At 62.6% G+C, this 26,234-nt stretch carries 24 protein-coding genes; 18 read left to right on the top strand and 6 right to left on the bottom strand.

The window, feature by feature from the left end; translation table 11 throughout:
- Positions 1 to 7 precede the first annotated feature (7 nt).
- On the bottom strand, positions 8 to 1,132 hold the full coding sequence (locus Amn_RS21460) for a DUF1217 domain-containing protein (RefSeq protein WP_067958597.1): 1,125 nt from the start codon (positions 1,130 to 1,132) through the stop codon (positions 8 to 10).
- 154 nt (positions 1,133 to 1,286) lie between these two features.
- Here Amn_RS21460 and motA point away from each other — a divergent pair, with 154 nt between their 5' ends.
- Genes motA through Amn_RS21430 form a run of 6 tightly spaced genes read left to right on the top strand, consistent with a single transcriptional unit; the run spans position 1,287 to position 6,188 of the window.
- Positions 1,287 to 2,162 carry a flagellar motor stator protein MotA gene (gene motA / locus Amn_RS21455; protein ID WP_067958601.1) on the top strand — a complete coding sequence of 292 codons (876 nt, stop codon included), beginning with the start codon at positions 1,287 to 1,289 and terminating at the stop codon, positions 2,160 to 2,162.
- Positions 2,163 to 2,198: 36 nt separating this feature from the next.
- Positions 2,199 to 3,131, top strand: a complete 933-nt coding sequence (locus tag Amn_RS21450) for a FliM/FliN family flagellar motor switch protein (protein ID WP_286291722.1) — start codon at positions 2,199 to 2,201, stop codon at positions 3,129 to 3,131.
- Positions 3,132 to 3,183: 52 nt separating this feature from the next.
- Positions 3,184 to 3,588, top strand: coding sequence for a flagellar motor switch protein FliN (gene fliN / locus Amn_RS21445; RefSeq protein ID WP_067958613.1), 405 nt, complete (start codon positions 3,184 to 3,186; stop codon positions 3,586 to 3,588).
- 49 nt (positions 3,589 to 3,637) lie between these two features.
- Entirely contained in the window at positions 3,638 to 4,651 is a 1,014-nt protein-coding gene (locus tag Amn_RS21440) for a flagellar motor switch protein FliG (protein WP_067958615.1), read from the top strand.
- Positions 4,652 to 4,677: 26 nt separating this feature from the next.
- On the top strand, positions 4,678 to 5,754 hold the full coding sequence (gene flhB / locus Amn_RS21435) for a flagellar biosynthesis protein FlhB (RefSeq protein ID WP_286291718.1): 1,077 nt from the start codon (positions 4,678 to 4,680) through the stop codon (positions 5,752 to 5,754).
- Positions 5,751 to 6,188 carry a BspJ family T4SS effector nucleomodulin gene (locus Amn_RS21430; RefSeq protein WP_067958619.1) on the top strand — a complete coding sequence of 146 codons (438 nt, stop codon included), beginning with the start codon at positions 5,751 to 5,753 and terminating at the stop codon, positions 6,186 to 6,188. Before flhB ends, Amn_RS21430 begins: the two co-directional genes overlap by 4 nt.
- 127 nt (positions 6,189 to 6,315) lie before the next feature.
- On the opposite strand, the gene Amn_RS21425 is transcribed toward Amn_RS21430, so the two are convergent.
- Together Amn_RS21425 and Amn_RS21420 are read right to left on the bottom strand one after the other, a co-directional pair.
- A complete protein-coding gene (locus Amn_RS21425; RefSeq protein WP_286291716.1) occupies positions 6,316 to 7,071 on the bottom strand; it encodes a helix-turn-helix transcriptional regulator in 756 nt (251 codons plus the stop codon).
- Complete coding sequence (locus Amn_RS21420; protein WP_067958623.1) at positions 7,068 to 7,769, bottom strand: helix-turn-helix transcriptional regulator; 702 nt, start codon at positions 7,767 to 7,769, stop codon at positions 7,068 to 7,070. Before Amn_RS21420 ends, Amn_RS21425 begins: the two co-directional genes overlap by 4 nt.
- Positions 7,770 to 8,182: 413 nt before the next feature.
- On the opposite strand from Amn_RS21420, the gene Amn_RS21415 reads away from it, so the two are divergent.
- Positions 8,183 to 9,370 carry a TMEM43 family protein gene (locus tag Amn_RS21415; RefSeq protein WP_286291711.1) on the top strand — a complete coding sequence of 396 codons (1,188 nt, stop codon included), beginning with the start codon at positions 8,183 to 8,185 and terminating at the stop codon, positions 9,368 to 9,370.
- 92 nt (positions 9,371 to 9,462) lie between these two features.
- On the opposite strand, the gene Amn_RS21410 is transcribed toward Amn_RS21415, so the two are convergent.
- Both Amn_RS21410 and Amn_RS21405 read right to left on the bottom strand, forming a co-directional pair.
- A complete protein-coding gene (locus tag Amn_RS21410) occupies positions 9,463 to 10,494 on the bottom strand; it encodes a histone deacetylase family protein (protein ID WP_154386446.1) in 1,032 nt (343 codons plus the stop codon).
- Positions 10,495 to 10,511: 17 nt separating this feature from the next.
- Complete coding sequence (locus tag Amn_RS21405) at positions 10,512 to 11,165, bottom strand: TetR/AcrR family transcriptional regulator (protein ID WP_067966206.1); 654 nt, start codon at positions 11,163 to 11,165, stop codon at positions 10,512 to 10,514.
- Positions 11,166 to 11,419: 254 nt separating this feature from the next.
- On the opposite strand from Amn_RS21405, the gene Amn_RS21400 reads away from it, so the two are divergent.
- The 8 genes from Amn_RS21400 (at position 11,420) to Amn_RS21365 (ending at position 20,794) form a co-directional block, all read left to right on the top strand.
- Positions 11,420 to 13,096 (top strand): amidohydrolase, encoded by a 1,677-nt coding sequence (locus Amn_RS21400; protein ID WP_067958631.1) that lies wholly within the window; start codon positions 11,420 to 11,422, stop codon positions 13,094 to 13,096.
- 126 nt (positions 13,097 to 13,222) lie between these two features.
- Positions 13,223 to 14,317 (top strand): ABC transporter ATP-binding protein, encoded by a 1,095-nt coding sequence (locus Amn_RS21395; RefSeq protein ID WP_067958634.1) that lies wholly within the window; start codon positions 13,223 to 13,225, stop codon positions 14,315 to 14,317.
- A 3-nt stretch (positions 14,318 to 14,320) separates the two neighbouring features.
- Positions 14,321 to 15,241, top strand: a complete 921-nt coding sequence (locus Amn_RS21390) for an ABC transporter permease (protein WP_154386443.1) — start codon at positions 14,321 to 14,323, stop codon at positions 15,239 to 15,241.
- A complete protein-coding gene (locus Amn_RS21385) occupies positions 15,234 to 16,034 on the top strand; it encodes an ABC transporter permease (protein ID WP_067958639.1) in 801 nt (266 codons plus the stop codon). The genes Amn_RS21390 and Amn_RS21385 overlap by 8 nt, the downstream gene beginning before the upstream one ends.
- Positions 16,035 to 16,051: 17 nt before the next feature.
- Positions 16,052 to 17,086 carry an ABC transporter substrate-binding protein gene (locus tag Amn_RS21380; protein WP_067958641.1) on the top strand — a complete coding sequence of 345 codons (1,035 nt, stop codon included), beginning with the start codon at positions 16,052 to 16,054 and terminating at the stop codon, positions 17,084 to 17,086.
- A gap of 117 nt (positions 17,087 to 17,203) precedes the next feature.
- On the top strand, positions 17,204 to 18,229 hold the full coding sequence (locus Amn_RS21375; RefSeq protein ID WP_246670843.1) for an extracellular solute-binding protein: 1,026 nt from the start codon (positions 17,204 to 17,206) through the stop codon (positions 18,227 to 18,229).
- 163 nt (positions 18,230 to 18,392) lie between these two features.
- A complete protein-coding gene (locus tag Amn_RS21370) occupies positions 18,393 to 19,589 on the top strand; it encodes a serine hydrolase domain-containing protein (RefSeq protein ID WP_154386442.1) in 1,197 nt (398 codons plus the stop codon).
- Between the two features lie 26 nt (positions 19,590 to 19,615).
- Positions 19,616 to 20,794 carry a serine hydrolase domain-containing protein gene (locus Amn_RS21365; RefSeq protein WP_154386441.1) on the top strand — a complete coding sequence of 393 codons (1,179 nt, stop codon included), beginning with the start codon at positions 19,616 to 19,618 and terminating at the stop codon, positions 20,792 to 20,794.
- A 93-nt stretch (positions 20,795 to 20,887) separates the two neighbouring features.
- Here the strand turns inward: Amn_RS21365 and Amn_RS21360 are convergent, their stop codons facing one another.
- Positions 20,888 to 21,874: a LysR family transcriptional regulator gene (locus tag Amn_RS21360; protein ID WP_067958645.1), complete on the bottom strand. Its 987-nt coding sequence runs from the start codon at positions 21,872 to 21,874 to the stop codon at positions 20,888 to 20,890.
- Between the two features lie 338 nt (positions 21,875 to 22,212).
- Here Amn_RS21360 and chvE point away from each other — a divergent pair, with 338 nt between their 5' ends.
- The 3 genes from chvE (at position 22,213) to mmsB (ending at position 26,206) form a co-directional block, all read left to right on the top strand.
- Positions 22,213 to 23,229: a multiple monosaccharide ABC transporter substrate-binding protein gene (chvE, locus tag Amn_RS21355; RefSeq protein WP_154386477.1), complete on the top strand. Its 1,017-nt coding sequence runs from the start codon at positions 22,213 to 22,215 to the stop codon at positions 23,227 to 23,229.
- Between the two features lie 227 nt (positions 23,230 to 23,456).
- Entirely contained in the window at positions 23,457 to 24,995 is a 1,539-nt protein-coding gene (gene mmsA, locus Amn_RS21350; protein ID WP_154386440.1) for a multiple monosaccharide ABC transporter ATP-binding protein, read from the top strand.
- Positions 24,992 to 26,206, top strand: coding sequence for a multiple monosaccharide ABC transporter permease (mmsB, locus tag Amn_RS21345; RefSeq protein WP_067958652.1), 1,215 nt, complete (start codon positions 24,992 to 24,994; stop codon positions 26,204 to 26,206). Before mmsA ends, mmsB begins: the two co-directional genes overlap by 4 nt.
- The last annotated feature ends 28 nt before the right edge of the window (positions 26,207 to 26,234 follow it).

Below are 26,234 nucleotides of genomic sequence, written 5' to 3'. Positions count from 1 at the left end.
GATGTTCTCAGAACCTCAGTTTCTGCATGGCAAACAGCACGTCAGTCGAAACGCCGTAGGCCGGCGACGACGAGCCGAACAGGGTGCCGACGGAGGCCTGCACCGGGGAGGACGGATTGTTGATTTCCCAGAGGCTGGTGAAGCGCTTGAGGAATTCGCCGAGCTTCTTGGGATTGGCAAAGGTCTCGATCTTCAGCTTGTCCTCGAACAGCTTGACCTGACGGTCGATGTTGGCCGAGGCGAATGATTCAGGCAGGCCGAGCGCGGTGCGCACGACCTTGGCCAGCGCTGGGTCGGCGAGCACTTCGTAGAAGCTGGTGATCGAGGGGGCCTTGCGCTCGAAATAGAGCGCGAGGCGCACGCCCTCATTGTCCTTGCCGGCGTCCTCTTCCAGGGTCTGGCGGACATACTTGTCGACCGCCGGACGCTGCGCGGCATTGTAGGTCGTCGCATCCTTGCCGAGTGCTTCGAAGTTATAGGTGCTGGCAAACGCGGCGTAGCGCTTGTCCGTCATCTGGTTGGCGTAGCTCTTCGGGTCGCGAACGCCGCCGGCCAGTACCTTTTCCATCATCTCCTTGTTGGGGATCGACCCTTCGATGCCGAAGGATTTCATGGCGAAGGTGTAGAGCCTGGTGTCGGACATAAGGTCCTTGGCCGATGTCACCTTGACGATGTTGTCGAGGTAATACTTGACCTCCTTCTTGACCGCTTCGGAGTTGGGGTCGACACCATCGAGCTTGACCCGGATCAGGTATTTGTCGACCGCGCCCTGCTGCGCCTTGGTGTAGACGGTGGCCTTGTCACCGAGCTCGGCAAAGTTGAAGCTCTTGACGAATTCGGCGTAGCGCTTGTCGGTCAGCTTGTTGGCGAAGCTGTCTTCCTTGGCCACGCCTTCCTTCAGGGCCTTGACCATGAAGGCCTTGGCGTAGGCCATGTCCTGCAGGCCGTGCGCCTTCATGGCGTATTTGAACAGACGGTCGTTCTTGACGAACTCGTCGATGCTTTTCACCTTGGTGATGTTCTTGAGATAGTACTCGGTGTCGCGCTCGACAGTGGGCTGGTTCTCCACGCGATCCAAGGCCTTGCCGAGATCCCGCGCGATCAGGTGGTAGCTTGTATAGGTATTGAGCACGACAACAGCCCTTCCGCCGCAGCATAGACGGTGAAGGCTACGCCCCATTGCTTGCGCGAGGCTGAATGGCTTTGCGATGATCCTTCAAGCCTCACACAAGGCACGGCCGCTATCTGTGCCTGTATGTTGCTTTGAAAGTGCGGAAGGACCTGCTGTGGGCATTCTGATCGGGCTCGTCGTGACGCTGGGCTGTGTGCTCGGCGGCTTCATGGCGATGGGTGGACACCTGGACGTCCTGATGCAGCCTTGGGAACTCGTCATCATTGGCGGTGCGGCCCTCGGTACGTTCCTGGTTGCCAACCCGATGGCCACCGTCAAGGATACCGGCAAGGCGATCGTCGAAGCGCTCAAGCAGGCAGTGCCGAAAGAGCAGGACTATCTCGAGACGCTGGGCGTGCTGCATTCGCTGATGCGCGAGTTGCGCACCAAGACCCGGTCCGAGGTCGAGGCGCATATCGACAACCCCGACGACTCGCCGATCTTCCAGGCCTATCCGCTGGTGCTCAAGAACTACGACCTGACGCATTTCATCTGCGACTATTGCCGCATCATCATCATCGGCAATGCCCGTTCGCACGAGATCGAGGCGCTGATGGACGAGGAAATCCAGACCATCCGCGCCGACAAGCTCAAGTCCTATCACGCGCTGATCGCCGTTGGTGACGGCCTGCCGGCGCTGGGCATCGTTGCTGCGGTGCTTGGCGTGGTCAAGGCGATGGGCGCGCTCGACCAGTCTCCCGAAATCCTCGGTGGCCTGATCGGTGCGGCACTGGTCGGCACCTTCCTCGGCATCTTCCTGTCCTATGCCGTGGTCGCGCCGATCGCCACCAAGATCAAGACGGTGCGCGAGAAGAAGAACCGCCTCTACATCGTCGTGAAGCAGACGCTGCTTGCCTACATGAACGGCTCGCTGCCGCAGGTTGCAATCGAGTTCGGCCGCAAGACGATCTCGTCTTATGATCGTCCGTCGATCGATTCGGTGGAGCAGAGCACGCTGAACACGGCGATCGTCGAGAAGAAGGCCGCCTGAGCCAATGCGGGACGCTGACAAAGGGCATCGCAAGTCATGAATACCACCGCAAGCCCGGCGGAACCGCGGGATGTCGTCATCGAGCGCCTGCTGGGCGATACCGGCGAGCCGGAGAAAGTGCTTGCCGCTGCGCGCCGCCTTGCCGAACGCGCGGCAACCGCTATTGCCGAGGCCATCAACCACGCACTGCCAACGTCTGTCTTCGTCGAGGTTGGCGAGATCAAGCTTGGCCGCATGACGGATGCCAAGGCAGGCAAGAGCAACCAGGCGATGACCGTCGCCCCGACCAAGCTTTCGCCCGATGGCCTGGTGATGACGTTCGATCCGCAGGCGATCGCCATCCTGGTCAACCTGATGTTCGGCGGTGATGCCGGCCGCGACATTGCCCCGATCGACCGCGATCTGTCGTCGATCGAGCTTGGCGTTGTCTCGCTGCTGATCCAGGATGTGGCGCGCGCGATGAACGCGCAGGGGCCGGACGGTGGCCTTGGCGTCAAGCTGCCGGCGCCCGAAGCGATCACCGGCGCGATGATGAAGAAGCATGTGTTTCGCGACGGGCCGTCGGCGCGCATCGTGCTGACCGTGTCGACGATGGCTTCGCGCGGTACGCTGACGCTGACGCTGCCGCAGCGCGTGCTGGTTTCGGATCGCCGCCCGGCAGAGGTCGAGACGAGTGCTGCTCCGACCACCGAATGGCGCTCGCGCTTCTCCGACGAGCTGATGCGCTCGACCGTGAGGCTGGAGGCCTCGATGCCGATCGGGCGCATGACGCTTGGCGAACTGACTGGTCTCCAGGTCGGGCAGGTCATCGAGCTCGCCGAGAACACCCAGTCCAACGCTGTCATCGCCGCTCGCGGCAAGACACTGTTTGCCTGCGAGTTCGGCAAGCTCGGCCAGAATTACACAGTACGCATCCGACGTCCGTTCGACTCTACAGAAGAAACAATTGAAGGGATCGTCGCGGGTTGAGCTGCTGCCCAGCAGCACCAGCCGCCGCGAACGACAGAACTGGAGAACACCGATGAGCAAGGCACAGTCCAAGCCCGAGGTCGAAAAGCCCGAAATCGAAGAAGTCGAGGACGATCAGCTCAATCGTGCCATCGAAGAATTGCGCGGCGTGCTGAGCGAAGAGGAAAAGCGGCCAAGCGCCGGCGGTGCAGCGGCGGCAGCCGGCAACAGCAGCGTGATCTTCGGCATTCCGGTCGAAGTGCAGATCGTGCTCGGCAGCACCGAAATGCCGGTGTCGGAGCTGATGGCGCTGCAGAAGGGCTCGACGGTTGCGCTCGACCGCCGCATCGGCGAACCTGTCGACGTCGTGGTCAACGGAAGGCGTATCGCACGTGGCGAAATCACGGTACTTGAGAGCGATCCGTCGCGTTTCGGCATCCGCCTGACCGAAATCGTAGCGGCGACGAAGAGCGCCTGAGGACTGGACTTTTGACTGTGCTTACCCCTGCTTCCAGAGAGACCTCCGCATGACCACGTCGCTGGCGTCGCTGACGCGGCCACAGAAGGCTGCGGCTATTTTGGTGGCCATGGGCAAGCCATCGGCCAGCCGTCTGCTGAAGTTCTTCAAGCAGGAGGAGCTCAAGGCGCTCATCGAAGGCGCGCGGCTGCTGCGTACGATTCCCCAGGCCGATCTCGAACGGATCGTCGCCGAGTTCGAGGCCGAGTTCACCGAAGGTGCCGGCCTGCTCGATTCCGCCGACAAGATGGACACCATCCTCAACGAGTCGCTGTCGCCGGAAGAAATGAACGCCCTGATGGGCAATGGCGAACCCTTGATGATCAAGGATAACCTGCCGCCGGTGTGGCCGCAGGTCGAAAGGCTCGAAGCAACGCAGATCGGCACTTTCCTTGCGAATGAGCATCCGCAGACCGCGGCGATGATCCTGTCCAACCTGGCGCCGACCTATGCGGCACGCGTGGTGTTGTCGATGGAAAAGCCGGTGCGCAGCGAGATCATCAAGCGCATGATGGAATTGGCCAACGTGCCCGAGGCGGCGACCAAGCTGGTCGAGCAGCAGCTGCGCAACCACGTGCTGACCGAGAGCGCCCAGAAGGATACATCGGTCGGACAAACGCGCGTCGCCAGCGTCCTCAACGAACTGGACAAGTCGCAGCTCGAAGAGGTGATGAGCGACCTGCGGGAAGTCGGCATGGCCGATCTCGATGCCATCCGCGCCCGCCTGTTCTCCTTCGAGGACATCACGTCGATGTCGCAGAAGGCGCGCGTGGCTCTGTTCGATGGACTCTCGACCGAACTCATCACCATGGCCCTACGTGGAACGCCGCTGCCGCTCGCCGAGGCCGTGCTGTCGTCGATCAGCGCGCGCTCGCGCCGCATGATCGAGTCCGAACTGAGCCAGGGATCGGAAGGCATTCAACCGGCCGACATCCTGCGTGCCCGCAAGACCATCGCTTCCACCGCCTTGCGCATGTCAAACGAGGGCCTCCTCGAATTGCCATCCGCGCAAGACGCCGCCTGACCTTATCCGACGCGGTCTGCTGAGCAATGTCGGACGAGGACAAAGACTCCAAAACAGAAGAACCGACAGAGAAGAAAATCCGCGACACGATGGAGAAGGGCAAGTTGCCCGTCTCCAAGGAAGTCGCGATCTTCACCTCGTTCCTGGCGATCATGGTCTATGCCGTGTTCTTTGCCAGCTCGTCGGTCGCCGAACTCGGCGTCTTCCTGTCCAATTTCCTCGAAAAGCCCGAGGCCTGGCCGCTCGGCACCGAGCGCGACGTCATCGAACTCTACCAGGCGGTGGCGGTCGAGATCGCACGCGCGGTCGCCAGCCTGTTCGTGATGCTGATCGTGGCGGGCGTCGGTGCGTCGCTGATCCAGAACGTGCCGCAGTTCGTCGGCGAGCGCATCCGCCCGCAAGCCGAACGCATTTCCCTGACCAAGGGCTGGAAGCGCATGTTCGGCTCTCAGGGCCTTGTCGAATTCCTGAAGTCGCTGGGCAAGCTCGGCTTCGTGATGATCGTGCTTTACTTCGTGCTGTCGGACGATCATCGCCGGCTGCTGGCCGGTATGATCACCAATCCGGTGGCCTTTGGCGACGTCATCCGCGGCATCACCGTCGACATCCTGGTGGCGATCGTCTTCGTCATGGGGGTGATCGGCGTCGCCGACATCGTCTGGTCGCGCTTCCACTGGTTCCAGGAACAGCGCATGACCAAGCAGGAGGTCAAGGACGAGATGAAGCAGTCGGAAGGCGATCCGATCGTCAAGGCCCGGCTGCGCTCGATCGCCCGCGACCGCGCTCGCCAGCGCATGATGACCGCGGTGCCCAAGGCGACGCTGGTGATCGCCAATCCGACCCACTTCGCCATCGCGTTGCGCTACGTCCGCAACGAGGATGCAGCACCTGTCGTGCTCGCCAAGGGGCAGGACCTGGTCGCTTTGAAGATTCGCGAAATAGCCGAACAGAACGGCATTCCAGTGTTCGAAGACGTGGCGCTCGCCCGCTCCATGTACAAGCAAGTTTCAGTGGATAGTGTCATTCCATCGCAGTTCTACCAGGCCGTCGCCGAACTGGTGCGGATCGTTTACGGAAACAAGGCTCAGCGCAATCCGTCATGAAAAATCAGCAGTACGCTTCGACCCGTGAAGTACTTGTTGCAACGGCGATCCAGCCGGTGGTGCGCGAATTGCGCCTCGTCGACCTTGCCGACTACATCGCCTTCATCAGGCTCGAGCATTTTGCCAACGTGGCCGACCTGGTCGATTCTGCGGCGGAGCTCTATTTCATGCCGGGCGCGCTGCGCCTCGGACTGGGCGGTGAGGCGCATGTCAGCTGGACGGGTAGCCCGCGCATCGTACTCGACCTCGAGCTCAGGCCGGAAGGGGCGGTGGTCTATTTCCAGCTGTCGATGACGGCGACCAACGCGTCAGTGGAAGTCCACTATGTGTCGTTCGAGAAACCGGATCCGGAGCCGGAAAAGAACACGGAATATCTCGCCGCCGCCATCCAGCATGCGATGATCAGGCGGACTCCGCAGGCCGAAGCTGCCTAGATTCGAGTGATGCCGGCCTGCGAATGCCTGCTCCCTGCGCTTCCGGTGCTCACGTAGGTTGAATGTACGCTCCGGTTCTCGGTACCGGCCATTTTTGGCTCGGCCTGACCCGAAACCCCGACCAGCGCTAGTCGATCAGGCCCAGCCGCAGCGCCTTGGCGACCGCATGCATGCGGTTGACGGCGTTGAGCTTCTGCGTCGTCTGGGTGAGATACTGGTTGGCGGTGTGCACCGAAAGCTTGAGCAGCTTGGCGATCTCTTCGCTGGTGTAGCCGCGAGAGGTCAGCTTCAGGCACTCGATCTCGCGGCGCGACATCGACGGGAGGTCGCGTGACTGGGGCGAGATGATGCGCGACACCGCATCGAACAGCGCAAAGCAGCGGCCGTGCAGGTCGTGCAGCGTCTGCGGGTTGGGCGAAAGCTCCGGGCCGCCGAAGATGAAGAGGCCGACCTGGCCGCGATCGGTGTAAACAGGAAATGCGATGCCGCGGCCACTCTGGGCGAGTGGTTCGATGCGGCTGGTCCAGGTGAGTGCTGAAAAGACCTCAGGGGCATCAGCGTCATCCGTCCACCAGCATGGCGCGGTCGACTGGCGCGCATGGCGCATCAGGTGTTCGCCGATGCTGCCGCCGAGCAGGCGGGCAGCCGACATGGAGCCGGGATAGTCGGAATCAAAGCATGCCGTCAGCCGGCCGCTTTCTGCGGGTGGACCTGCCAGGCACAGCGCGAAATCGCGCGCGCCGAGATCGACCGAGATCCAGCGGCAGCGCTTGGCGGCGTCCGCGAGCGTTACGGCTTGCAGGCCGATCGGGTGAGGGGCGGACGGAACATCCTGTTCATAATCGCGTGCGCGGCTCAGCTGCTTTGCCTGGGCGTAGCTCAAATGATGCCGCTCCTGATTGCGGTCGCAATCGCCATGGCGCGATTGGAGGCCGACAGTTTCTGGATCGCGTGGGTGATGTAGCTGTTGACGGTGTTGGACGACACGCCGAGGATCAGCGCCACCTCGTCGGTGGTCTTGCCCTCGGAGACCCAGAACAGGCACTCCCGCTCGCGGTCCGACAAGGGGTCCTGCATTGTCGCTGCGGCCAGCACGCTGGGCGCCTGCGACAGGGCATAGCAACATTCGAGCTGGGTGCGCGGCATGACGTTCGGATCGATGCGACCGGCCTCGGCAGCCGAGAACAATACGAACAGGCGTTGGCGGCCGACATGCAGGCGAAGTGCGAAGATTTCGGCATGGCCGAGCACGTCGAGCAGGCGGGCTTCCTCGCCGCCGAGAATGGCGGGCGCCTGGGAGGCCAGCACGCTCTGCGGGCGTGCGCCCGGCGCACTGGCGAACGGGCCCTGAGCCAGACCGGCGATCAGTGCATGGCCGGCGAGCTGGATGGCGTCGTAGATCCAGTTCGAGGCGATGATCTGGAGATTGTCGCGCTCCTGATCCTGGGCGATGGCGACCAGCATGTAGCCGTCTGCACCGATCTCGTCGGTCAGGTTCATGAAAAAAGCGGTGAGATCGCTTCTGGATGCGAGCCTTGCTGCGACGGTGGTCTGTTCGTTGCGAGCGGCGAGGGCGGTCATTTCAGAAACTTCTGCCGGAATCCATAAGGGTACCTGGTCTGGGCGGCGCCCGAACCGGTCGAAATACTCGTGACTATGACGCTAGAAACGCGACGCGGACGCCTTATGCATCCATCGGCCGAATCCGTGCGGGTCGCGCGAAGCCTGACGCGCTCTCAACCGAGAAAAATCCCGGTATTTCAGAGAGTTGGTGGTTCGCCGCGCCCCCCCGTGGACCGGCTGATTCGGGTTCAATTTAACCCCTCGCGAATCGCTCCGCAAACAGAATTGACAAAAAGTTAATTCAGAGTCCTTCGACAGACTCAAGGCAGCCGGAAACGCTGCGGAAACCTTCGGGAAAGCTTCGCGAGAATGGCCATTGATCGCCTGGCCCGTTCGGCTTAACGCTGCGTCGCGTGGGGCAGGGATAGCAGATGAGCGAACAGTTTCGTGAAGTGACCAGCGTGTCGTGGTTCGGGCGCGTCAGGCGCTCGGTCGGAGGCGTGCTGGTCGGGTTCGTCCTCGTCCTTGCCATGGTCGTGGTGCTGTTCTGGAACGAGGGCCGGGCGGTGACCACGGCGCGCTCGCTGGCGGAGGGTGCCGGTGCGGTTGTGTCGGTGCCCGTCGACAAGATCGACGCCGCCAATGAGGGCGAGCTGGTGCACACCACGGGGCCCGTGATGACCTCTGACGCCGTCAGCGATCCGGACTTTGCCATCGAGGCCAAGGGCGTGCGGCTGGTGCGCACCGTCGAGATGTTCCAGTGGGTGGAGAATTCCAAATCGGAGACCAACACCAAGCTGGGCGGTGGCGAGGAAACCGTCACCACTTACAGCTACGCCAAGGAATGGCAGGACCGGCCGATCGACTCGGCCGAGTTCAAGCAGCCGGCCAATCATCAGAACCCCGCCATGGCGCTCGGCTCGCGCACGTTTCAGATCCATGAAGGCAAGCTTGGCGCCTTTACGCTTGACGAGCCGGTGTTCGACCGCATCGGCGACAGCAATCCGCTGACCATCACGCCGAGCCAGTTGCCGGACATTGCCGCCGCCTATCCCGGCACCGAGCGCGTCAACGTCTTGGACGGGCGCATCTATCTCGGCGCAAATCCGGCTTCTCCAGCCATCGGTGACTACCGCATCGAGTGCCGGCTGGTACCGCTCGGCGACATCAGTGTCATCGGCCGCCAGACGGGCGAGCGGTTTGCGCCCTACCAGACGGTGGCCGGCGACGAGCTGCTGCTTGTCGACAGCGGCAGGGTGCCGGCGGAAAAGATGTTCGCCGACGCAGTCAGTGCCAACACCATTATCACCTGGCTGGTGCGCGTCGGCTGCCTGCTGTTGCTGGCAATCGGCTTCGGACTGCTGCTGGCGCCACTCGGCGTGATTGCCGATGTGATCCCCTTCATAGGCTCGATGGTGCGCATGGGCACCGGGCTTGTCGCCTTCGTACTGGCCTTGCTGGTGGGCACTGCAACGATCGCGGTCGCATGGTTCTGGTACCGGCCGCTGCTGGCGATAGGCATCGCGCTTGGCGGGCTTGCGGTTGCCTGGCTGCTGACGCGGCTTGGACGGAAGAAGGCAGCGGCACTGGCGGCTGCGGGAACTGTTTCGGCGCAGTGACCTGAGAACGGCTGGGCAGCCCGGTGCTGCCTCTGATCCGCTCCTTCTGGGCACCTTCTCCCCGCAAGCGGGGAGAAGGGAGAGCTTGAGGATTACCGTCCCTCGAAGCCGGTCAGCACGCCGACGGCATTGACGCCGATCTCGTCGACGGCGTAACCGCCTTCCATGACGAACAAGGTCGGCAGGCCGAGCTTGGCGATGCGGGCACCGATCTTCGGATAGTCGGCGCTGGTCAGCTTGAAGTGGCTGATCGGGTCCTTCTCGAAGGTGTCGACGCCGAGCGAGACCACGACCACGTCAGGCGCATAGGCAGCGAGCTTCCGGCAGGCGTCTTCCAGTGCCTCGTTCCATTTGTCGAAAGTGGTGCCGAAGGGCATCGGGTAGTTGATGTTGAAGCCTTCGCCTTCGCCCGAACCGCGTTCGTCGGCATGGCCGAGGAAGAACGGATACTCGGTCATCGGGTCGCCATGCAGGTTGATGACCTGGATGTCGGCGCGTGAGTAGAAAATCTCCTGAGTGCCGTTGCCGTGGTGATAGTCGACGTCGAGCACGGCGACGCGCTTTGCGCCTTGGTCGCGGAACCACTGGGCGGCGACGGCGGCGTTGTTGATGAAACAGTAGCCGCCCATGAAGGCGGCACCGGCGTGGTGGCCCGGCGGACGGCAGAGCGCGAAGGCGGCACGTTCGCCGGCCTTGACGAGTTGAGCTGCTGTCAACGCCACGTCATAGGATGACTTGATGGCATCCCAGGTCCCCTTCACGAAGCTCGCGCCGCCGTCGAAGGAATAGTAGCCGAGCAGTGCCTCGATGGTCTGCGGGCGCACGTCGCCGCGCAGGCCGCGTGTCGGCCAGGCGAAGGGGATGGCCGAGCCGGTTTTCCCTGCTGCTTCCCATTCCGGCCAGACGGTCGGCAGGAAATCGATATAGTCGGCCGCGTGCACGCGCTTGGCGGCGGCGAGGTCATGTATCTCGGGCGCTAGGATATCGCCGAGCTTCTGGTCTTCGACCCGCGCCTTGATGATCTCGGCCCGCGAGGGTTTTTCGAAGCCGGGCACGATGGCGCCGGCGACAAGCTCCATCTGGCCGCTGTGGCCGGCGTGAAGCGGCGAAAAGACTGTCTTCATGAAAATCCTTCCTGGTTCTAGTTGAGGTCGAGATAGGGGTCGACGAGGGCAAGCCACATGGTCTTGACGTCGTCCTGGATGAGATCGAAGGCCTTGCGGTCGCGCTTGAGCCCGACGAGACGGCAGACGTGGCCGACTTCCATCATCACCACGCCGAGCCGGCTGGCGATGCCGTCGTCGAGCGCCGGGTTCACATGCTGCAGCCAGGCTGCATAGAGCGCGATGATCTGGTCGTCATACTCGTTCTGGATCGGACGGAGGTCGGGATTGCCGGTGATCGCCTCGATGACCGGCATCAGCGTGGCGTTGTCGAGATAGAGCCGGGAGGTGTCGACGAAGAGCTTGTCCACCTCCTGCTGGAATTCGTCGCGATTGGTCGGGCGGGGAGCCGCAATGCGCTTGGCGATCACTTCCGGGAAGGCACCGAGCCAGCGCCGGGCAAGGTCGAGCAGGATGGCTTCCTTGTTGGGGAAGTACTGGTAGATCGAGCCGACCGACAGGCCGGCGCGCTGGGCGATGGCCAGCGTCGTCGGCGTCTTGGTTCCCTGTTCCCTGGTCAGGATCAGGGCGGCGTCGAGGATCCTGTCGACGACCTTGCTCGACCGTTCCTGTCGCGGCTGTTTGCGCGGGCTAAGCGCCGTCGTGGCCTTCTTTGTGAGACTGCTCTTCACGGACTGGACTTCTCGCTCCCTGCTCGTCGCCAGCATACACCAGGGGCGTCCTCCACAACGCATCCCCGGAAAACCCGCATATTGACAAACGCGAATAATTAGTCGCATTTTTTCTCGATGCTGTCTTTAGGGAAAGAGGAATTCCTTGGGACAGCGAACCGGCCTCAGCCTGCTGTCTGGTTGCGCCACTCCTTGGGACGGGGCAGCCGGTGCGGGCGTGAACGGTATCAGTCAGTCAAGTGCGCGGAGTCGCGATGTCTGTCCAACCGGTTCGCAATGCCGATCTGATCGTCATCAACGGCCGCGTGCTGACCATGGACTCGACCCGGCCCACGGCCGAAGCGGTGGCAGTCGTAGATGGACTGATCGCGGCCGTTGGCGACAACGCCACCGTTGAAGCGCTGCGCGGCCCCGACACAAAGATTATCGACGCGCGCGGCGGATCGGTGGTTCCTGGCTTCATCGAAGCGCACATGCATCTCTTCTCGGGTGCGGCCGAACTGGCGCATCTTCAGCTTGCCGGCGTGCATGGCCTTGATGCTCTGCGCGAAGCGGTGCTGGCCTATGCGGCTGCTCGCCCGAACCAGCGCATGCTTGTCGGCCAGGGCGCCGACTACACCATTCTCGGCGGCGAGCGCGTGACGCGCCATCACCTCGACGCCATCTTGCCCGACCGGGCCTTCATCATGGCGGCCCCCGACCATCACACCTATTGGGCGAACACCAAGGCGCTCGAAATGGCCGATGTGTTGCACGGGCGGGAACTTACGCCCGGCAACGAGATCGTCATGGGCGACGATGGCCTGGCCGAGGGCGAGCTGCGCGAGAACGAGGCGTTCAACCCGGTGCTCAAGCTTGCCGGCGAGGAGCGTGTGCGGCTCGGCCTGTCGACCGGCGGCGAGCCCGATCCTGTGCCCGAAGGCGACGAGCGCGCTGGCGACCGCGCCATCATGCGCCGCGGCCTCGATTGGTGCGCGCGCCACGGCATCACCTCGATCCAGAACATGGACGGCAATTTCTACCAGTTGGAGCTTCTGTCGGAAGTCCAGGCAGAGGGCGATCTGATCTGCCGGGTGCAGATCCCGTTCCACTACAAGAACTTCATGACGCCAGACGCGCTGGACAAGGCGTCCGTCATGGCCGAGCGCTACGACGGCGACTGGCTGTCGTCGGGTCTCGTCAAGATGTTCTATGACGGCGTGCTGGACTCCTGGACGGCCGTGATGATCGAGCCCTATGCGGATCGTCCCGACTGGGTCGGCGAGCCGCTGTTTTCGCCCGAGGAGTTCAAACGTATCGCCACCGAGATCGACCGGCGCGGCCTGCAGATCGCCGTGCATTCGATCGGCGATGGCGCGACACGCGCCGTACTAGACGGCTACGAGGCGGCCGCGAAGGTCAATGGGAAGCGCGACAGCCGCCACCGTGTCGAGCATGTCGAGCTGACCACGGCCAGCGACATCCAGCGTTTCGTCGACCTCGGCGTGATCGCTTCGATGCAGCCTCCGCACCCGCCGGGTGCGATGAGCTTTCCTCTTGAGCCGACGGTATCGCGCATCGGTCGCCAGCGCTGGCCCTATGCCTATCCGACCCGGACCTTGATCGAGGCAGGCGCGCATGTGGTGTTTGCCTCCGACTGGCCAGTGGCGCCGATCGATCCGATCGAGGGCATGCAGGCAGCGATGCTGCGAAAGCCATGGGCTGAAGACATGCCCGACCAGAGCGTTTCGCTGCACCAGGCGCTGGCCGGCTACACCGTCGAGGGCGCCTACGCCGAGTTCAAGGAAGACCGCAAGGGCCAGCTGAAACCAGGCTATTTCGGCGACCTGGTGGTGCTCTCGGCCGACATCGAGGCAACCGATCCGGCGGTGTTGCACCAGGTGCGGCCTGTGACGACCATCTGCGGAGGGCGGGTGAGCTACCAGGCATGAGCCGCAGGGCGGATGCCCGGCGACATGACGACGAGCCGTTGTTGCCAAGCCTGACGGGGTGTGGTGACAATTGAACGGGGAAAAAAGTTTCACTGCAAAAGTGGACGAAACAAATGGGGCGTTTGCGTGCCGGACACACCGGGTAAGAATGCGATCGAAGTTCGTGGGGTTCGTAAAGTATTCGGGACGGGAGAGGCGCAGGTCGCAGCGCTGGATACCGTTTCGGTTTCGATCAGGGAAAACGAGTTCTTCACGCTGCTTGGACCTTCCGGCTGCGGCAAGACCACGCTGCTTCGCCTGATCGCCGGCTTCGATTTTCCTTCGGAAGGCGAGATCCTGCTCTATGGCAGCGATATCGCGCCGCTGCCGCCATTCAAGCGGCCGGTCAACACGGTGTTCCAGTCCTACGCACTGTTTCCGCATATGACGGTGGCCGAGAACATCGGCTTCGGCCTTGAGATGCTGGGCAAGCCACGCGCCGAGATCGACGCCCGCGTCGCCGAGATGTTGAAGCTGGTGCGCATGGAAAAGCTCGCCAAGCGCCGCACCAGCCAGATCTCCGGCGGTCAGCAACAGCGCGTGGCGCTGGCCCGCGCGCTCGCGCCGCAGCCCAAGGTGCTGTTGCTCGACGAGCCGCTGTCGGCGCTCGATTACAAGCTGCGCAAGGAAATGCAGATCGAACTCAAGCGTCTGCAGCACGAGACCGGCATCACCTTCATCTTCGTCACCCATGACCAGGAAGAAGCGCTGACCATGTCCGATCGCATCGCGGTGATGTCGTCGGGCAAGATCCTGCAGGTCGGGTCGGCGCGCGAGATCTACGACCGGCCGGCGGTTCGCTTCGTCGCCGACTTCATCGGCGAAACCAATTTCCTCGACGCCAGCATCGACAGCATCGACGGCGGCAAGGCCAAGGTGACGCTGAAGTCCGGCGCGACGATCTCGGCGACGGTCGCCGATGGCTTCAAGCCCGACGGCGATGCCACCGTCGTCATCCGGCCAGAGCACGCCAAGGCGGTGAAGGGCAAGGGTGACATTTCGGGCCTGGTCGAAAACGTCGTCTATTTCGGCACCGACACGCATGTGCATGTCAGGCTGGATGACGGCGAGGCTTTCACCGTGCGCCAGCAGAACACGCGCGGCGCGATGGTGGAATTCGAGCGCGGCGAGCGCGTCGGCATCGTCCTGGGCGACGATGCGGCCCAGATCCTGAAGGACTGAGCCATGGCGACCGCAGCCGAAATCGAAAAGCAGGCAGAGGCGCGGGAGATCAGGAACCGCTGGTATCTCTCGGCGCCGGCGCTGATCATCATCCTTCTGGCCGCATCCGGCCCGCTCTTGATCGTGCTTCTCTATTCGTTCCTGACGCCCGGACCCTACGGCGACGTCCAGTGGAAGTTCTCGACCGAGGGCTGGGTCTCGGTTTTCCTCGAACGCGACATCTTCGACGACACGCTGTCCTTTGCCAGCGCCCATCTCACCATCTTCTGGCGCTCGCTGAAACTCGCTCTCATGGCGACGGTGGCGACGCTGGTCTTCGGTTTTCCGACGGCCTATTTCATCGCAACGCGGTCGGAGCGGACGCGCGACATCTGGTTGTTCCTGATCACCATTCCGTTCTGGACCAACCTGCTGATCCGCACCTTTGCCGTGCTGCAGGTGATCCGCAACGAAGGCCTGATCAACACGGCGCTGATCAATCTCGGCATCATCGACCAGCCGATCCAGATGCTCTACACCGACTTCGCCATCATGGTGGGCATGGTCTATGTCTACCTGCCGCTGATGGTGCTGCCGCTCTATGCCAGCATGGAAAAGCTCGACTTCCGCCTCGTCGAGGCCGGCTACGATCTTTATGCCACGCGCTGGCAGGTGCTGAAGCGGATCATCTTCCCGCTGGTCAGGCCCGGTGTCGTCGCTGGCTCGATCCTGGTGTTCATCCCGGCCATCGGCGCCTATGTGACACCGAGCGTTCTGGGTGGCGGCAAGAACATGATGTTCGCCAACCTGATCGAGCTGCAGTTCGGGCAAGGGCGCAACTGGCCACTGGGGGCAGCACTTTCGATCACCGTCATGGCGATCGTGATGGTGGCGCTTCTCGTCTACGTCCGCAACACCGCAGGCTCGGAGGTGCGTCATGGCTAAGCGCTTCTCGATCAGGCAGCAGACCGGTTTTACGACGATCGCCTGCGCCTGCTTCTTCCTGCTTTACCTGCCGATTGCCGTGCTGGTGATCTTCGCCTTCAACGAGTCGAGCTCGGTGTCCGACTGGGGCGGCTTCTCGCTGCGCTGGTTCGTCGCCGCCTGGTCCAACCAGCAGGTCGTCGACGCCTCCTGGCGGTCGCTGAAGATCGCCTCCTCGGCGGCGATCATCGCCACCATCGCGGCAACGATGGCGGCACTGGCGACGACGCGGACGCGCACCTATCGCGGCCTGACGTTCAAATACGCCTTCATCAACCAGCCGCTGATGGTGCCGGAGATCGTCACCGGCGTGGCGCTGCTGATCTTCTTTGCGCAGATCAAGATCGCCAGCGGCTACAACGGCCTCGGCTACCTGATCGCGGCGCACACGGCGTTCTGCATTCCCTTTGCCTATCTGCCGATCCGGGCGCGCCTCGAGAACATGGACCTGACGCTCGAACGGGCTGCGGCCGATCTCTACGCCACGCCATGGAAGGCGTTCCGCCGCGTGACGCTGCCACTGCTCTGGCCGGGAATCATAGCCGGCCTGATGCTCGCCTTCGTCATCTCGCTCGACGACGTGGTCATTACCGAATTCGTCAAGTCGGGCGGGCAGGACACCTTGCCAACCTACATGCTGGGGCAGATCCGCCGCGGCATCACGCCGGAGGTCAATGCGATATCGACCGTCTTCCTGCTCTTGTCGGTCGTCATCGTCACGCTGTTCTTCTTCTTGAGCAGGAAACGGGATTAATCAACGGGAGTGGAATGATGAATCTGAAATCCATGTCGATGGCCGCCGGCCTTGCGCTGCTTGCCTCGACCAGCCTCGCCTCCGCAGCCGGCGAGCTGAACATCTACAACTGGGGCAACTACATCAGCCCCGACATGATCAAGAAGTTCGAGAAGCAGTTCGACGTCAAGGTAACAGTGACCGACTACGACTCGAACGACACCGCACTTGCCAAGGTGCGCCAGGGCGGCACCGGCTTCGACGTCGCCATGCCGTCGCAGACCTACGTGCCGATCTGGATCCAGGAAGGGCTCATCCTCGAGACCAATCCCGGTGGCATGGAGAACTTCAAGAACGTCGCGCCCGAATGGGCCAACCCGGCCTTCGATCCGGGCCGCAAGTACACCGTGCCGTGGGCTTGGGGCACCGTCGGCGTGGTCGTCAACACCGACGTCTACCAGGGCGACATCAACACCTGGAAGATCGTCTTCGACACGCCGGACGAGCTGAAGGGCAAGGTCAACGTCGTTCCCGAGATGAACGACGTCTTGCATGCCGCGATCAAGTATGTCGGCGGCGAGCAGTGCACCGGCGACAAGGAAGTGCTGAAGAAGGTGCGCGACGTTCTCGTTGCCGCCAAGCCGAACTGGATCGCCATGGAATACAACACCATCGAAAAGATGGGCGCCGGCGACTTCAAGGCAACCAGCGACTGGAACGGCTCGGCCCTGCGCCAGCGGCTGAAGAACCCAGCCATCCACTACGGCTATCCGACCGAAGGTTTCCAGTACTGGTCCGACAACGTGGTGGTGCTGAAGGAAGCCAAGAACGTCGAGAACGCCAAGCTGTTCCAGAACTTCATGATGGATCCGGAAAACGCGGCGATGAACTCGGCTTTCCATCGCTATGCCAACGGCATCGCCGGTTCGGAGAAGTTCATGCCAGCCGACATGACGTCCGCGCCGGAAGTCGTGGTGCCGGAGGAGTTCAAGAAGAACGGCGAAATCCTCCAGACCTGCGCGCCCGAGGTGACCGCCCTGTACACCAAGATCTGGACCGAACTGCAGAAGTAAGTTCTGCCCGATCAGAAACAATCACGGCCGGACCCGGTCCGGCCGTGATGTTGATGTAGCCTGCCACTGGCAGGGTGCTCACAGTCTGAAATGAAGAGGAGACCTGCTGTGAAACCAATGATGTCCACTGCCGTCGCGGCGATCGCGCTGTTTGCGGCGACCGGCTTTGCCCGCGCCGAAGGCCAGCTCAACATCTACAACTGGGGCAACTACACCAACCCCGAGGTGATCAAGAAGTTCGAGGAAAAGTACAAGGTCAAGGTGACGATCACCGACTACGACTCGAACGACACCGCACTCGCCAAGGTGCGCCAGGGCGGCAGCGGTTTCGACATCGCGGTTCCCTCCCAGACGCATCTGCCGATCTGGATCAAGGAAGGTCTGCTGCTCGAGACCAATCCGGGCGGCATGGAGAACTTCAAGAACGTGTCGCCCGACTGGGCCAACCCCGAATTCGACCCCGGCCGCAAATACTCGGTGCCCTGGGCTTGGGGCACGGTCGGCACGGTTGTCAACACCAGCACCTACAAGGGCGACATCAACAGCTGGAAGATCATCTTCGAGACACCCGACGAGCTGAAGGGCAAGGTCAATGTCGTCCCCGAGATGAAGGACGTGGTGACGGCGGCGATCCGCTATGTCGGCGGCCAGCAATGCACCGACGACAAGGAGGTGCTGAAGAAGGCGCGCGACCTGCTGGTGGCGGCGAAACCGAACTGGGTCGCTATGGAGTATGGCGCGATCGACAAGATGAAGGCCGGCGACTTCCAGGCCTCGACAACCTGGAACGGGGCCGCGCTGCGCATCCGGCTGGCGCGTCCTGAGGTGAATTTCGGCTATCCGAAGGAAGGCTTCACCTACTGGAGCGACAACGTGGTGGTGTTGAAGGACGCCAAGAACGTCGAGAACGCCAAGCTGTTCCAGAACTTCATCATGGATCCCGAAATCGCGGCGGGGCTTTCCGCCTATCACCGCTATGCCAACGGCATTGCAGGCTCGGAAAAGTTCATGCCCGCCGAGATGAAGGACGCGCCTGAAATCGTTATTCCGGAAGCGAGCAAGGCGCATGGCACGATGGCCTTGATGTGCCCGCCGGAGGTCGATGCGATCTACACCAAGATCTGGACCGACCTGCAGAAGTAGGGGCTGTTCCTGCTCCCCGTTTGCCGGAGGAGGTGCCCCGAAGGGCGGATGAGGGGCAGCACCAGGCCTTGAAGCGTTTGTGCCGTCCCGCATCTGGTTTTGAGTTTGTCGAAGGTCCGACATCGTCTCCACCATGGGTGGCGAAGAGACAAGGTTGAGAGACATGAGCTCCTACAGAAACAGCGATGCGCCGCCACCCATCATGCAGGGCTCGCCACCGGCGATGAAGGTACCGAAGGCGCAATGGGACATGCCGCCGTGGAACCGCTGGGCGTTTCAGCACGTGCGCGAGATCGTGACGACGGCGGAGGTATGGCGCGGCGAAGGTCCGGTTCGTGAATTGCCGCGCGCCGAGACAGATCTCGACGGCCTGGCGGTCGTGGACAGCGGGGGCAAACCGACGACGCTTTCGGGGCTGCTCGACGAGACCTACACCGATGGCTTCCTCGTGCTCAAGGACGGCAAGATCGCCTATGAGCGCTACTTCAACGGCATGACGCCACGCACGCTGCATCTGTCGCAATCGGTGGCGAAATCGGTGACGGGCACGGTATGCGGCATTCTTGCGGGGCGAGGTATCGTCGACCCGAAGAAGCTGGTGACCGACTATCTGCCGGAGCTGGCAACGACCGGCTGGAAGGGGGCGACCGTTCAGCAGGTGCTCGACATGACCACGGGTGTCCGTTTCAGCGAGGCTTATACCGACCCCTATTCCGACATCGGCCAGGTCGACGTCGCCGGCGGCTGGAAGCCGGTCCCCGCGGATGCCGACCCCAGCTTCCACTGGCCACGGCATATGTTCGAGTTGATCCAGCGCCTGACCGAAACGACCAGGCCGCATGGCGCTGCCTTCGAGTACCGCTCGATCGAGACTGATGTGCTCGCCTTCATCATGGAGCGGGCGACCGGCAGGCGGCTGCCGCAACTGGTGTCCGAAGAGCTGTGGCAGAAGATCGGCGCCGAGGAGAGCGCCTGTTTCACCGTCGACAGCGCCGGTTACGCCATTGCCGACGGCGGCTTCAACGCGACGCTGCGCGACTATGCCCGCTTCGGCCAGACGATCCTGGAGGACGGCGCCGACATCGTGCCTGCCGGCTGGATCGCCGAGACCCGGCGGGGAATGCATGGCCCCAACTTCAGCACCTCGATGCCCGAGGCCAGCTATCGCAACCAGTTCTGGATCGAAGACCCGCGCTCGCGGACGCTGATGTGCCGCGGCGTGTTCGGGCAACTGATCCATATCAATTTCGACGCCGGCATGGTCACGGTGAAGCTGTCGACCTGGCCCGACTTCACTTCGGTTCCCTATTCGGTGGCGACCCTGAAGGCTGTGCACACCATCGCAGCCGCACTCGCCTGACCGGAACATAGCAGCAAGGACATATCATGACGTCATCAAACGCCTTCGAGCAGGCATTCGGTTTTGCGCGCCAGGCCGTGACGCTCGGCAACTGGCGCGAGAAGCCGTTCAACCGCTGGGCTTTCCAGAATGTCGGCGAGATGGTGCGCAGCACGCGAATCCCGGCCCTGGAGGGCAAGGTCGAGAGCGCGCCCGTCGATCTCGCCGGGCTTCTGACGGAAATCGTTGATATCAACGGCCGAAACGAGAGCGTGGCCGGTTTCCTCGAGCGCTCGTCGACGGATGCGCTTGCGGTGATGAAGAAGGGGCGCTTCGTCGGCGATTGGTTCGCGCCCGAGATGCGGCCCGAGGCACGGCACATCATCTTTTCGATCTCGAAGTCGCTGACGGCGGTCCTTGCCGGCAGCCTCGAAGGCGAGGGCAAGCTCGACCCGAATGCGCCGGTGACCGACTACGTGCCCGAAGCGACCGGCTCGGTCTACGCCAAAGCCACTGTGCGTCACGTGCTCGACATGACCGTCAGCCTCGATTTCGAGGAGGCTTATCTCGACCCCGAAAGCGCCTTTGCCCGTTATCGCCGCGCCACGATGTGGAACCCGGGCGGCGGATCGGAAACTTTGCGCGAGTTCCTCGTCTCACTGCAGCCGCTGGACGAGCCGCACGGCCAGACCTTCCGCTACCGCTCGCCCAATTCAGACCTGCTCGGCATCATCGTCGAGCGCGCCTCTGGCCAGCGTTATGCCGAGCTGATGGCGGACAAGCTGTGGCAGCCGCTGGGCGCGGTGCGCGATGCCTTCGTCAGCGTCGATTCGGAAGGCTCGGCGCGCGCGGCGGGCGGCGTATCGGTGGCGGTGCGCGACCTCGCGCGTGTCGGCGAGATGATGCGGCAGGGCGGTGTTGCCGAAGGCGGCCGGATCGTGCCGCAGGCTTGGGTCGAAGACACCATCCATGGCGGCGATGCAGTGGCCTGGCAGCGCGGTACGATGACCAACCTGTTCGCCCACGGGCGCTATCGCAACAAGTGGTACCAGAGCGCCAATGCTGCCCAAGCCTATTGCGGCATCGGCATCCACGGCCAGTGGCTCTACATCGACCCCAAGGCCGAGGTGGTGATCTCCAAGATGTCGTCGCAGGCGCTGCCGGTCGACGATCCGCTTGACCTCGACAATGTCGCGTTCTTCGAGGCGATGTGCGCCAGGGTGTGAGGGCCGAACTCTCGAGTGTCCATCCGACACGGTTTCGCCGGGCTAACTCTCCTCACTTCCTGGGGGCAAGGCACTCCGGTCCCGTGAGGTCGCCTATGCGATCTCACGCAGGATGTGGTCGTGCAGCAACTGGGCTGTCGGTGACAGCATGCGGCCGCGCACGGTGATCAGGCTGTAGGGCTGGACGTTGATGTCGAAGGCGATCGGCAGGATCTCGATCGTGCCGTCGAGACCGCTCTTGGCGTTGACGAAATTGGCGACGTCAGTCGCGATCGGCGCGATGGCGTCCGACTGCGCCACCATCACCAGCGTCAAGAGCAATGAGCTGGTGTTGAGGATGCGGTCGGGCATGCGGACGTTTCGGCTCATGAAGATGCCCTGTACCGTCTGACGTAGCAGCGAACCGCCGGGCTGGAAAACCCAGTCGAATTCGGCAAGGCGTTCCAGCGGAACAGTGCCGGAGCCGGCCAGGGGATGGCCGCGGCGAACGATGAGGCAGGCCTTCTCAATGCCTATGATGCGGCTTTCGAACAAACGCGGATCGAGATCGTCGGGGACGCGGGCGACGATGAAATCGTGGCGCGAGGCGAGGAGTTCGCGTGCCAGGACGGCACTTGTCTCGATCTGCACGCTGATCTCGATGCGCGGATAGCGCTCGCGGATCTTGCGGATGGCAGGTACCGCCAGCTCGATCGCGGGTGCGGTCACCGCGCCCATGGCGACCGAGCCGCCCTTGCCGGACTTGAGGTCGGAGATCTCACGGTCGACCTGCTGCATCTCGAGCAGGATGGCGCGGCCACGGCGGGCAAGGGCTGCGCCATAGGGCGTCAGCCGGACGCCTCGTGGCAGCCGCTCGCAGACCTCGACGCCGAGGATGTCCTCGATCTCGGAGATCATGCGCGAGGCAGCGGGCTGGGAGATGTTCATGACCTGGGCGGCGGCGCTGATCTGGCCGTGATCCTCCAGCGCCACCACCATGCGCATATGGCGCAGCTTGAGGCCGCTGCGCAGCAAGGTTTCGTTGTCGTTGATGCGCAGGCTGGTGCCGCTTACCCTGGCGTCGTCCCGGATGTCGACCATCGCGTCCTTCCCTCCTGCGCAGCCTTGAACTGGCTTTGAAGCATACCAGAAATGATATCCCGTGCAGCCGATTTTGCATTTGACTGTTATGCCACATTCCCCGACGTTGAGACCGTCGCGAGTTCGATGTCAGCCAGCCGGGCGCTGGAGCATCGAGCGGAGGAAACGCAGGGCTCGCGGCCTTTTGGAGGAATACGCATCATACCTGGCTTTGCCGCGCCGTTCATGGCGGGGCCACGCGCGAGCGCTTGCGTCCGCGCGCCGGCACTTCACAAGGGAGAGAGAAGGTGAAGATCATCAAGACGTTCGTAGCCGCCCTCGCGGTTGGCCTCGCCGCCATGTCCTATCAGGCCCATGCCCAGGACAAGGGGACGATCGGCATCGCCATGCCGACCAAGTCGTCGCTGCGCTGGATCAATGACGGCGACGCGCTCAAGGCGGCCCTCGAAGCCAAGGGCTACACCATCGACATGCAGTATGCCGAAGACGATATCCCGAACCAGCTCGCCCAGATCGAGAACATGGTGACCAAGGACGCCAAGGCCCTGATCATCGCTTCGATCGACGGAACCACGCTGTCGGCGGTGCTGCAGCAGGCGGCCGACAAGGGCGTCAAGGTCATCGCCTATGACCGCCTGATCCGCGACAGCGGCAATGTCGACTATTACACCACCTTCGACAACTTCAAGGTCGGCGTGCTCCAGGCAGACTCGTTGCTCAAGGGCCTCGGCTATCCTGACAAGCCAGGTCCGTTCAACATCGAGCTGTTCGGCGGTTCGCCCGACGACAACAACGCCTTCTTCTTCTACGACGGCGCCATGTCGGTGCTGCAGCCGCTGATCGACAAGGGCACGCTGGTCGTCAAGTCGGGCCAGATGGGCATGGAAAAGGTCGGTACGCTGCGCTGGGATGCGGCGGTGGCGCAGGCCCGCATGGACAACATCCTGTCGGCCAACTACTCCGACGGCAGCCGTGTCGATGCGGTGCTCGCGCCCTATGACGGCCTGTCGCGCGGTATCATCTCGTCGCTGCGCGGCGTCGGCTACGGCACGGCCGAACAGCCATGGCCTGTTATCTCCGGTCAGGATGCCGAGGTGCCTTCGGTCAAGGCGATGATCGCCGGCGAGCAGTACTCGACGGTGTTCAAGGACACCCGCGAACTGGCCAAGGTAACCGCGAACCTAGTCGATGCGGCGTTGTCCGGCGGCAAGCCCGAGATCAACGACGAGAAGACCTACAACAACGGCGTCAAGGTGGTTCCGTCCTACCTGCTGGTGCCCGTGTCGGTGGTCAAGGACGACATCCAGAAGGTCCTGGTAGACTCCGGCTACATCAAGGCCGAGGAGATAAAGTAAGCCTTCCGCCTTGCCGCTCCCCTGCAATTGCGGGGAGCGGTTCAAGGGACCGGACACCCGCTTGGCGGGCTCCCCGCATCAACGCCGAAGGCAGCCAATGCCGGGCGCGGGCGCGTGTCGAGACCCGCGCAAGGAGGGGGTGGAGCTCCGTTCCAAAGAGAGTACGCTACCTCCGTTTCCGGGTGCATTTTCCTGGACAGGCGGGGCGCCACTTCGAGCGAGGGACCATGAGTGACGACATCATTCTGGAAATGCGCGACATCACCAAGACCTTCCCGGGCGTCAAGGCGCTCGAGAACGTCAATCTCAAGGTGAGGCGCGGCGATATCCACGCCATTTGCGGCGAGAACGGCGCCGGCAAGTCGACGCTGATGAAGGTCCTCTCCGGCGTCTATCCCTTCGGCAGCTATTCCGGCGACATCCGCTATGAAGGCCAGGAATGCCATTTCAACGGCATCCATGACTCCGAAAAACGCGGCATCGTCATCATCCATCAGGAGCTTGCGCTCGTGCCGATGCTGTCGATCGCCGAGAACATGTTCCTGGGCAACGAGCAGGCAACAAACGGCATCATCAACTGGGACAAGGTGCGCCGGCGTGCCGCCGAGCTGTTGAAGAAGGTCGGCCTGCGCGAGGATCCCGACACGCTGATCACCAACATCGGTACCGGCAAGCAGCAACTGGTGGAAATCGCCAAGGCGCTGGCCAAGGACGTCCGGCTTCTGATCCTCGACGAGCCGACGGCCTCGCTGTCGGAGAAGGACAGCCAGTCGCTGCTCGACCTGCTCGTCGAGTTCAAGGCGCAAGGCATGACCTCGATCATGATTTCGCACAAGCTGAACGAGATCAAGCGCATCGCCGACCAGATCACCATCATCCGCGACGGCCAGTCGATCGAGACGATGGACAAGGCCGATATCACCGAGGACCGCATCGTCACCTCGATGGTCGGGCGCAGCCTTGAGAACCGCTATCCACACCGCGAGCCGAACATCGGCGAGACCATCTTCGAAGTGAAAAACTGGTCGGTGCACCACCCGCTGCATCCGGAGCGGCAGATCATCAAGAGCGTCAACCTGTCGGTGCGTAAGGGCGAGGTCGTCGGTATTGCGGGCCTGATGGGGGCCGGGCGCACCGAGTTCGCGATGAGCGTGTTCGGCAGGTCCTACGGCACCAACATCACCGGCGACGTGCTGCTGCACGGCAAGAAAGCCGACACCTCGACGGTCGGCAAGGCGGTCAAGGCAGGCCTCGCCTATGCCACCGAGGACCGCAAGGTCTACGGCCTCAACCTGATCGACCACATCAAGCACAATGTGACGGTCGCCAACCTGCCAAGCGTCTCGTCGAAGCTGGGCGTGATCGACGACAATGCCGAACTGAGGGCCGCCAACGAGTATCGCAAGAAGACCAACATCCGCTCGTCCAGCGTCTACCAGATCACCGGCAACCTTTCCGGCGGCAACCAGCAGAAAGTGGTGCTGTCGAAGTGGCTGTTTGCCAACCCCGACGTGCTGATCCTCGACGAGCCGACGCGCGGCATCGATGTCGGCGCCAAGTATGAAATCTACACGATCATCAACAAGCTCGCCGACGAGGGTAAGGGCATCTTGGTGATATCGTCGGAAATGCCGGAACTTCTCGGCATCTGCGATCGCATCTATGTGCTCAACGAGGGACGCATCGTCGCTGAGATGAAGGCCAGCGAAGCCAGCCAGGAAAAGATCATGCGGGCGATCGTCCGCGGCGAGGAGAAAGCCGCATGAGCACGGAAACAGCTGCCCCGACGGTCAATTCCGCCAAGGCGACGGCGCAAGATGCCATCAAGGCGAACCTGCGCGAATACGGGCTGGTGCTTGCCCTGATCGCTATCATGATCTTCTTCCAGTTCACCACCAGCGGTGTGCTGTTCAAACCGGTCAACCTGACCAACCTGATCCTGCAGAATTCCTACATCATCGTCATGGCGCTCGGCATGCTGCTGGTCATCGTCGCCGGGCATATCGACCTCTCGGTCGGCTCGGTCGCCGGCTTCATCGGCGCGGTCGCGGCGGTGCTGATGGTCGATTTCGGCTTCAACCCGTTTCTTGCCGGACTGATATGCATATGCGTCGGCGCCGTCATCGGTGGCGTCCAGGGCTACTTCATCGCCTATATGAAAATCCCGTCCTTCATCGTCACACTTGCCGGCATGCTGGTGTTCAAGGGGCTGGCACTGTGGTTGCTCGGCGGACGCTCGGTCGGGCCTTTCCAGCCGGAATTCCAGATGCTGTCGGCGGGCTTCATCCCCGACCCGATCGGACCGTGGACGATCGGCGGGGTCAAGCTGCACGCTACCACCATCGTCATTGCCTTGCTGATCGTCGCCGGAATGCTCTTTGCGGCGCTGAAAAGCCGGCGCAACCGCGAGAGCCACGGTTATGATGCCGAGCCCTTCGGCTTCTTCGTGCTGAAGAATGCCGTCATGGCCGGTATCGTGCTGTTCCTGCTCTATATGCTGGCGTCCTATCGCGGCCTGCCCAACGTGCTTGTCGTGATGGGCGTGCTCATCGCCGCATTCGTTTTCGTGACCAAGCGTATGACCTTTGGCCGGCGCATCTATGCGATGGGTGGCAACGTCAAGGCGGCTGCTCTCTCGGGCATCCACACCGAGCGGCTGACATTCTACATCTTCGCCATCATGGGGGCGTTGGCAGCACTTGCCGGACTGATCTTTGCCGCCCGTCTGAACATGGCGACGCCTAAGGCAGGTGCCGGCATGGAGCTCGACGTGATTGCTGCGGTGTTCATCGGTGGTGCTTCGGCGTTGGGCGGTGTCGGTCAGGTGGCGGGCGCGGTCATCGGCGCCTTCATCATGGGCGTGATGAACAACGGCATGTCGATCATGGGCATCAACATCGACTGGCAGCAGGTGATCAAGGGCCTGGTTCTGCTCGGTGCTGTCGCCTTCGACCTCTACAACAAGAAGAAGGCCTAGGCCGCAGGGAGCGACCGGCCGCGGCGCC

The organism is Aminobacter sp. Y103A, assembly GCF_030294925.1.
GTDB lineage: Bacteria > Pseudomonadota > Alphaproteobacteria > Rhizobiales > Rhizobiaceae > Aminobacter > Aminobacter ciceronei.
Note: the sequence above shows the minus strand (reverse complement) of the source record. Positions and strands in the feature narration are given on the sequence as shown.

Bases quoted from the DNA above. Each gene is read 5' to 3' on its own strand.
- Amn_RS21450 (WP_286291722.1), top strand. From the start codon at position 2,199: ATGAATACCACCGCAAGCCCGGCGGAACCGCGGGATGTCGTCATCGAG.
- fliN (WP_067958613.1), top strand. From the start codon at position 3,184: ATGAGCAAGGCACAGTCCAAGCCCGAGGTCGAAAAGCCCGAAATCGAA.
- Amn_RS21440 (WP_067958615.1), top strand. From the start codon at position 3,638: ATGACCACGTCGCTGGCGTCGCTGACGCGGCCACAGAAGGCTGCGGCT.
- flhB (WP_286291718.1), top strand. From the start codon at position 4,678: ATGTCGGACGAGGACAAAGACTCCAAAACAGAAGAACCGACAGAGAAG.
- Amn_RS21430 (WP_067958619.1), top strand. From the start codon at position 5,751: ATGAAAAATCAGCAGTACGCTTCGACCCGTGAAGTACTTGTTGCAACG.
- Amn_RS21420 (WP_067958623.1), bottom strand. From the start codon at position 7,769: ATGACCGCCCTCGCCGCTCGCAACGAACAGACCACCGTCGCAGCAAGG.
- Amn_RS21415 (WP_286291711.1), top strand. From the start codon at position 8,183: ATGAGCGAACAGTTTCGTGAAGTGACCAGCGTGTCGTGGTTCGGGCGC.
- Amn_RS21410 (WP_154386446.1), bottom strand. From the start codon at position 10,494: ATGAAGACAGTCTTTTCGCCGCTTCACGCCGGCCACAGCGGCCAGATG.
- Amn_RS21400 (WP_067958631.1), top strand. From the start codon at position 11,420: ATGTCTGTCCAACCGGTTCGCAATGCCGATCTGATCGTCATCAACGGC.
- Amn_RS21390 (WP_154386443.1), top strand. From the start codon at position 14,321: ATGGCGACCGCAGCCGAAATCGAAAAGCAGGCAGAGGCGCGGGAGATC.
- Amn_RS21385 (WP_067958639.1), top strand. From the start codon at position 15,234: ATGGCTAAGCGCTTCTCGATCAGGCAGCAGACCGGTTTTACGACGATC.
- Amn_RS21380 (WP_067958641.1), top strand. From the start codon at position 16,052: ATGAATCTGAAATCCATGTCGATGGCCGCCGGCCTTGCGCTGCTTGCC.
- Amn_RS21375 (WP_246670843.1), top strand. From the start codon at position 17,204: ATGATGTCCACTGCCGTCGCGGCGATCGCGCTGTTTGCGGCGACCGGC.
- Amn_RS21370 (WP_154386442.1), top strand. From the start codon at position 18,393: ATGAGCTCCTACAGAAACAGCGATGCGCCGCCACCCATCATGCAGGGC.
- Amn_RS21365 (WP_154386441.1), top strand. From the start codon at position 19,616: ATGACGTCATCAAACGCCTTCGAGCAGGCATTCGGTTTTGCGCGCCAG.
- Amn_RS21360 (WP_067958645.1), bottom strand. From the start codon at position 21,874: ATGGTCGACATCCGGGACGACGCCAGGGTAAGCGGCACCAGCCTGCGC.
- chvE (WP_154386477.1), top strand. From the start codon at position 22,213: ATGTCCTATCAGGCCCATGCCCAGGACAAGGGGACGATCGGCATCGCC.
- mmsA (WP_154386440.1), top strand. From the start codon at position 23,457: ATGAGTGACGACATCATTCTGGAAATGCGCGACATCACCAAGACCTTC.
- mmsB (WP_067958652.1), top strand. From the start codon at position 24,992: ATGAGCACGGAAACAGCTGCCCCGACGGTCAATTCCGCCAAGGCGACG.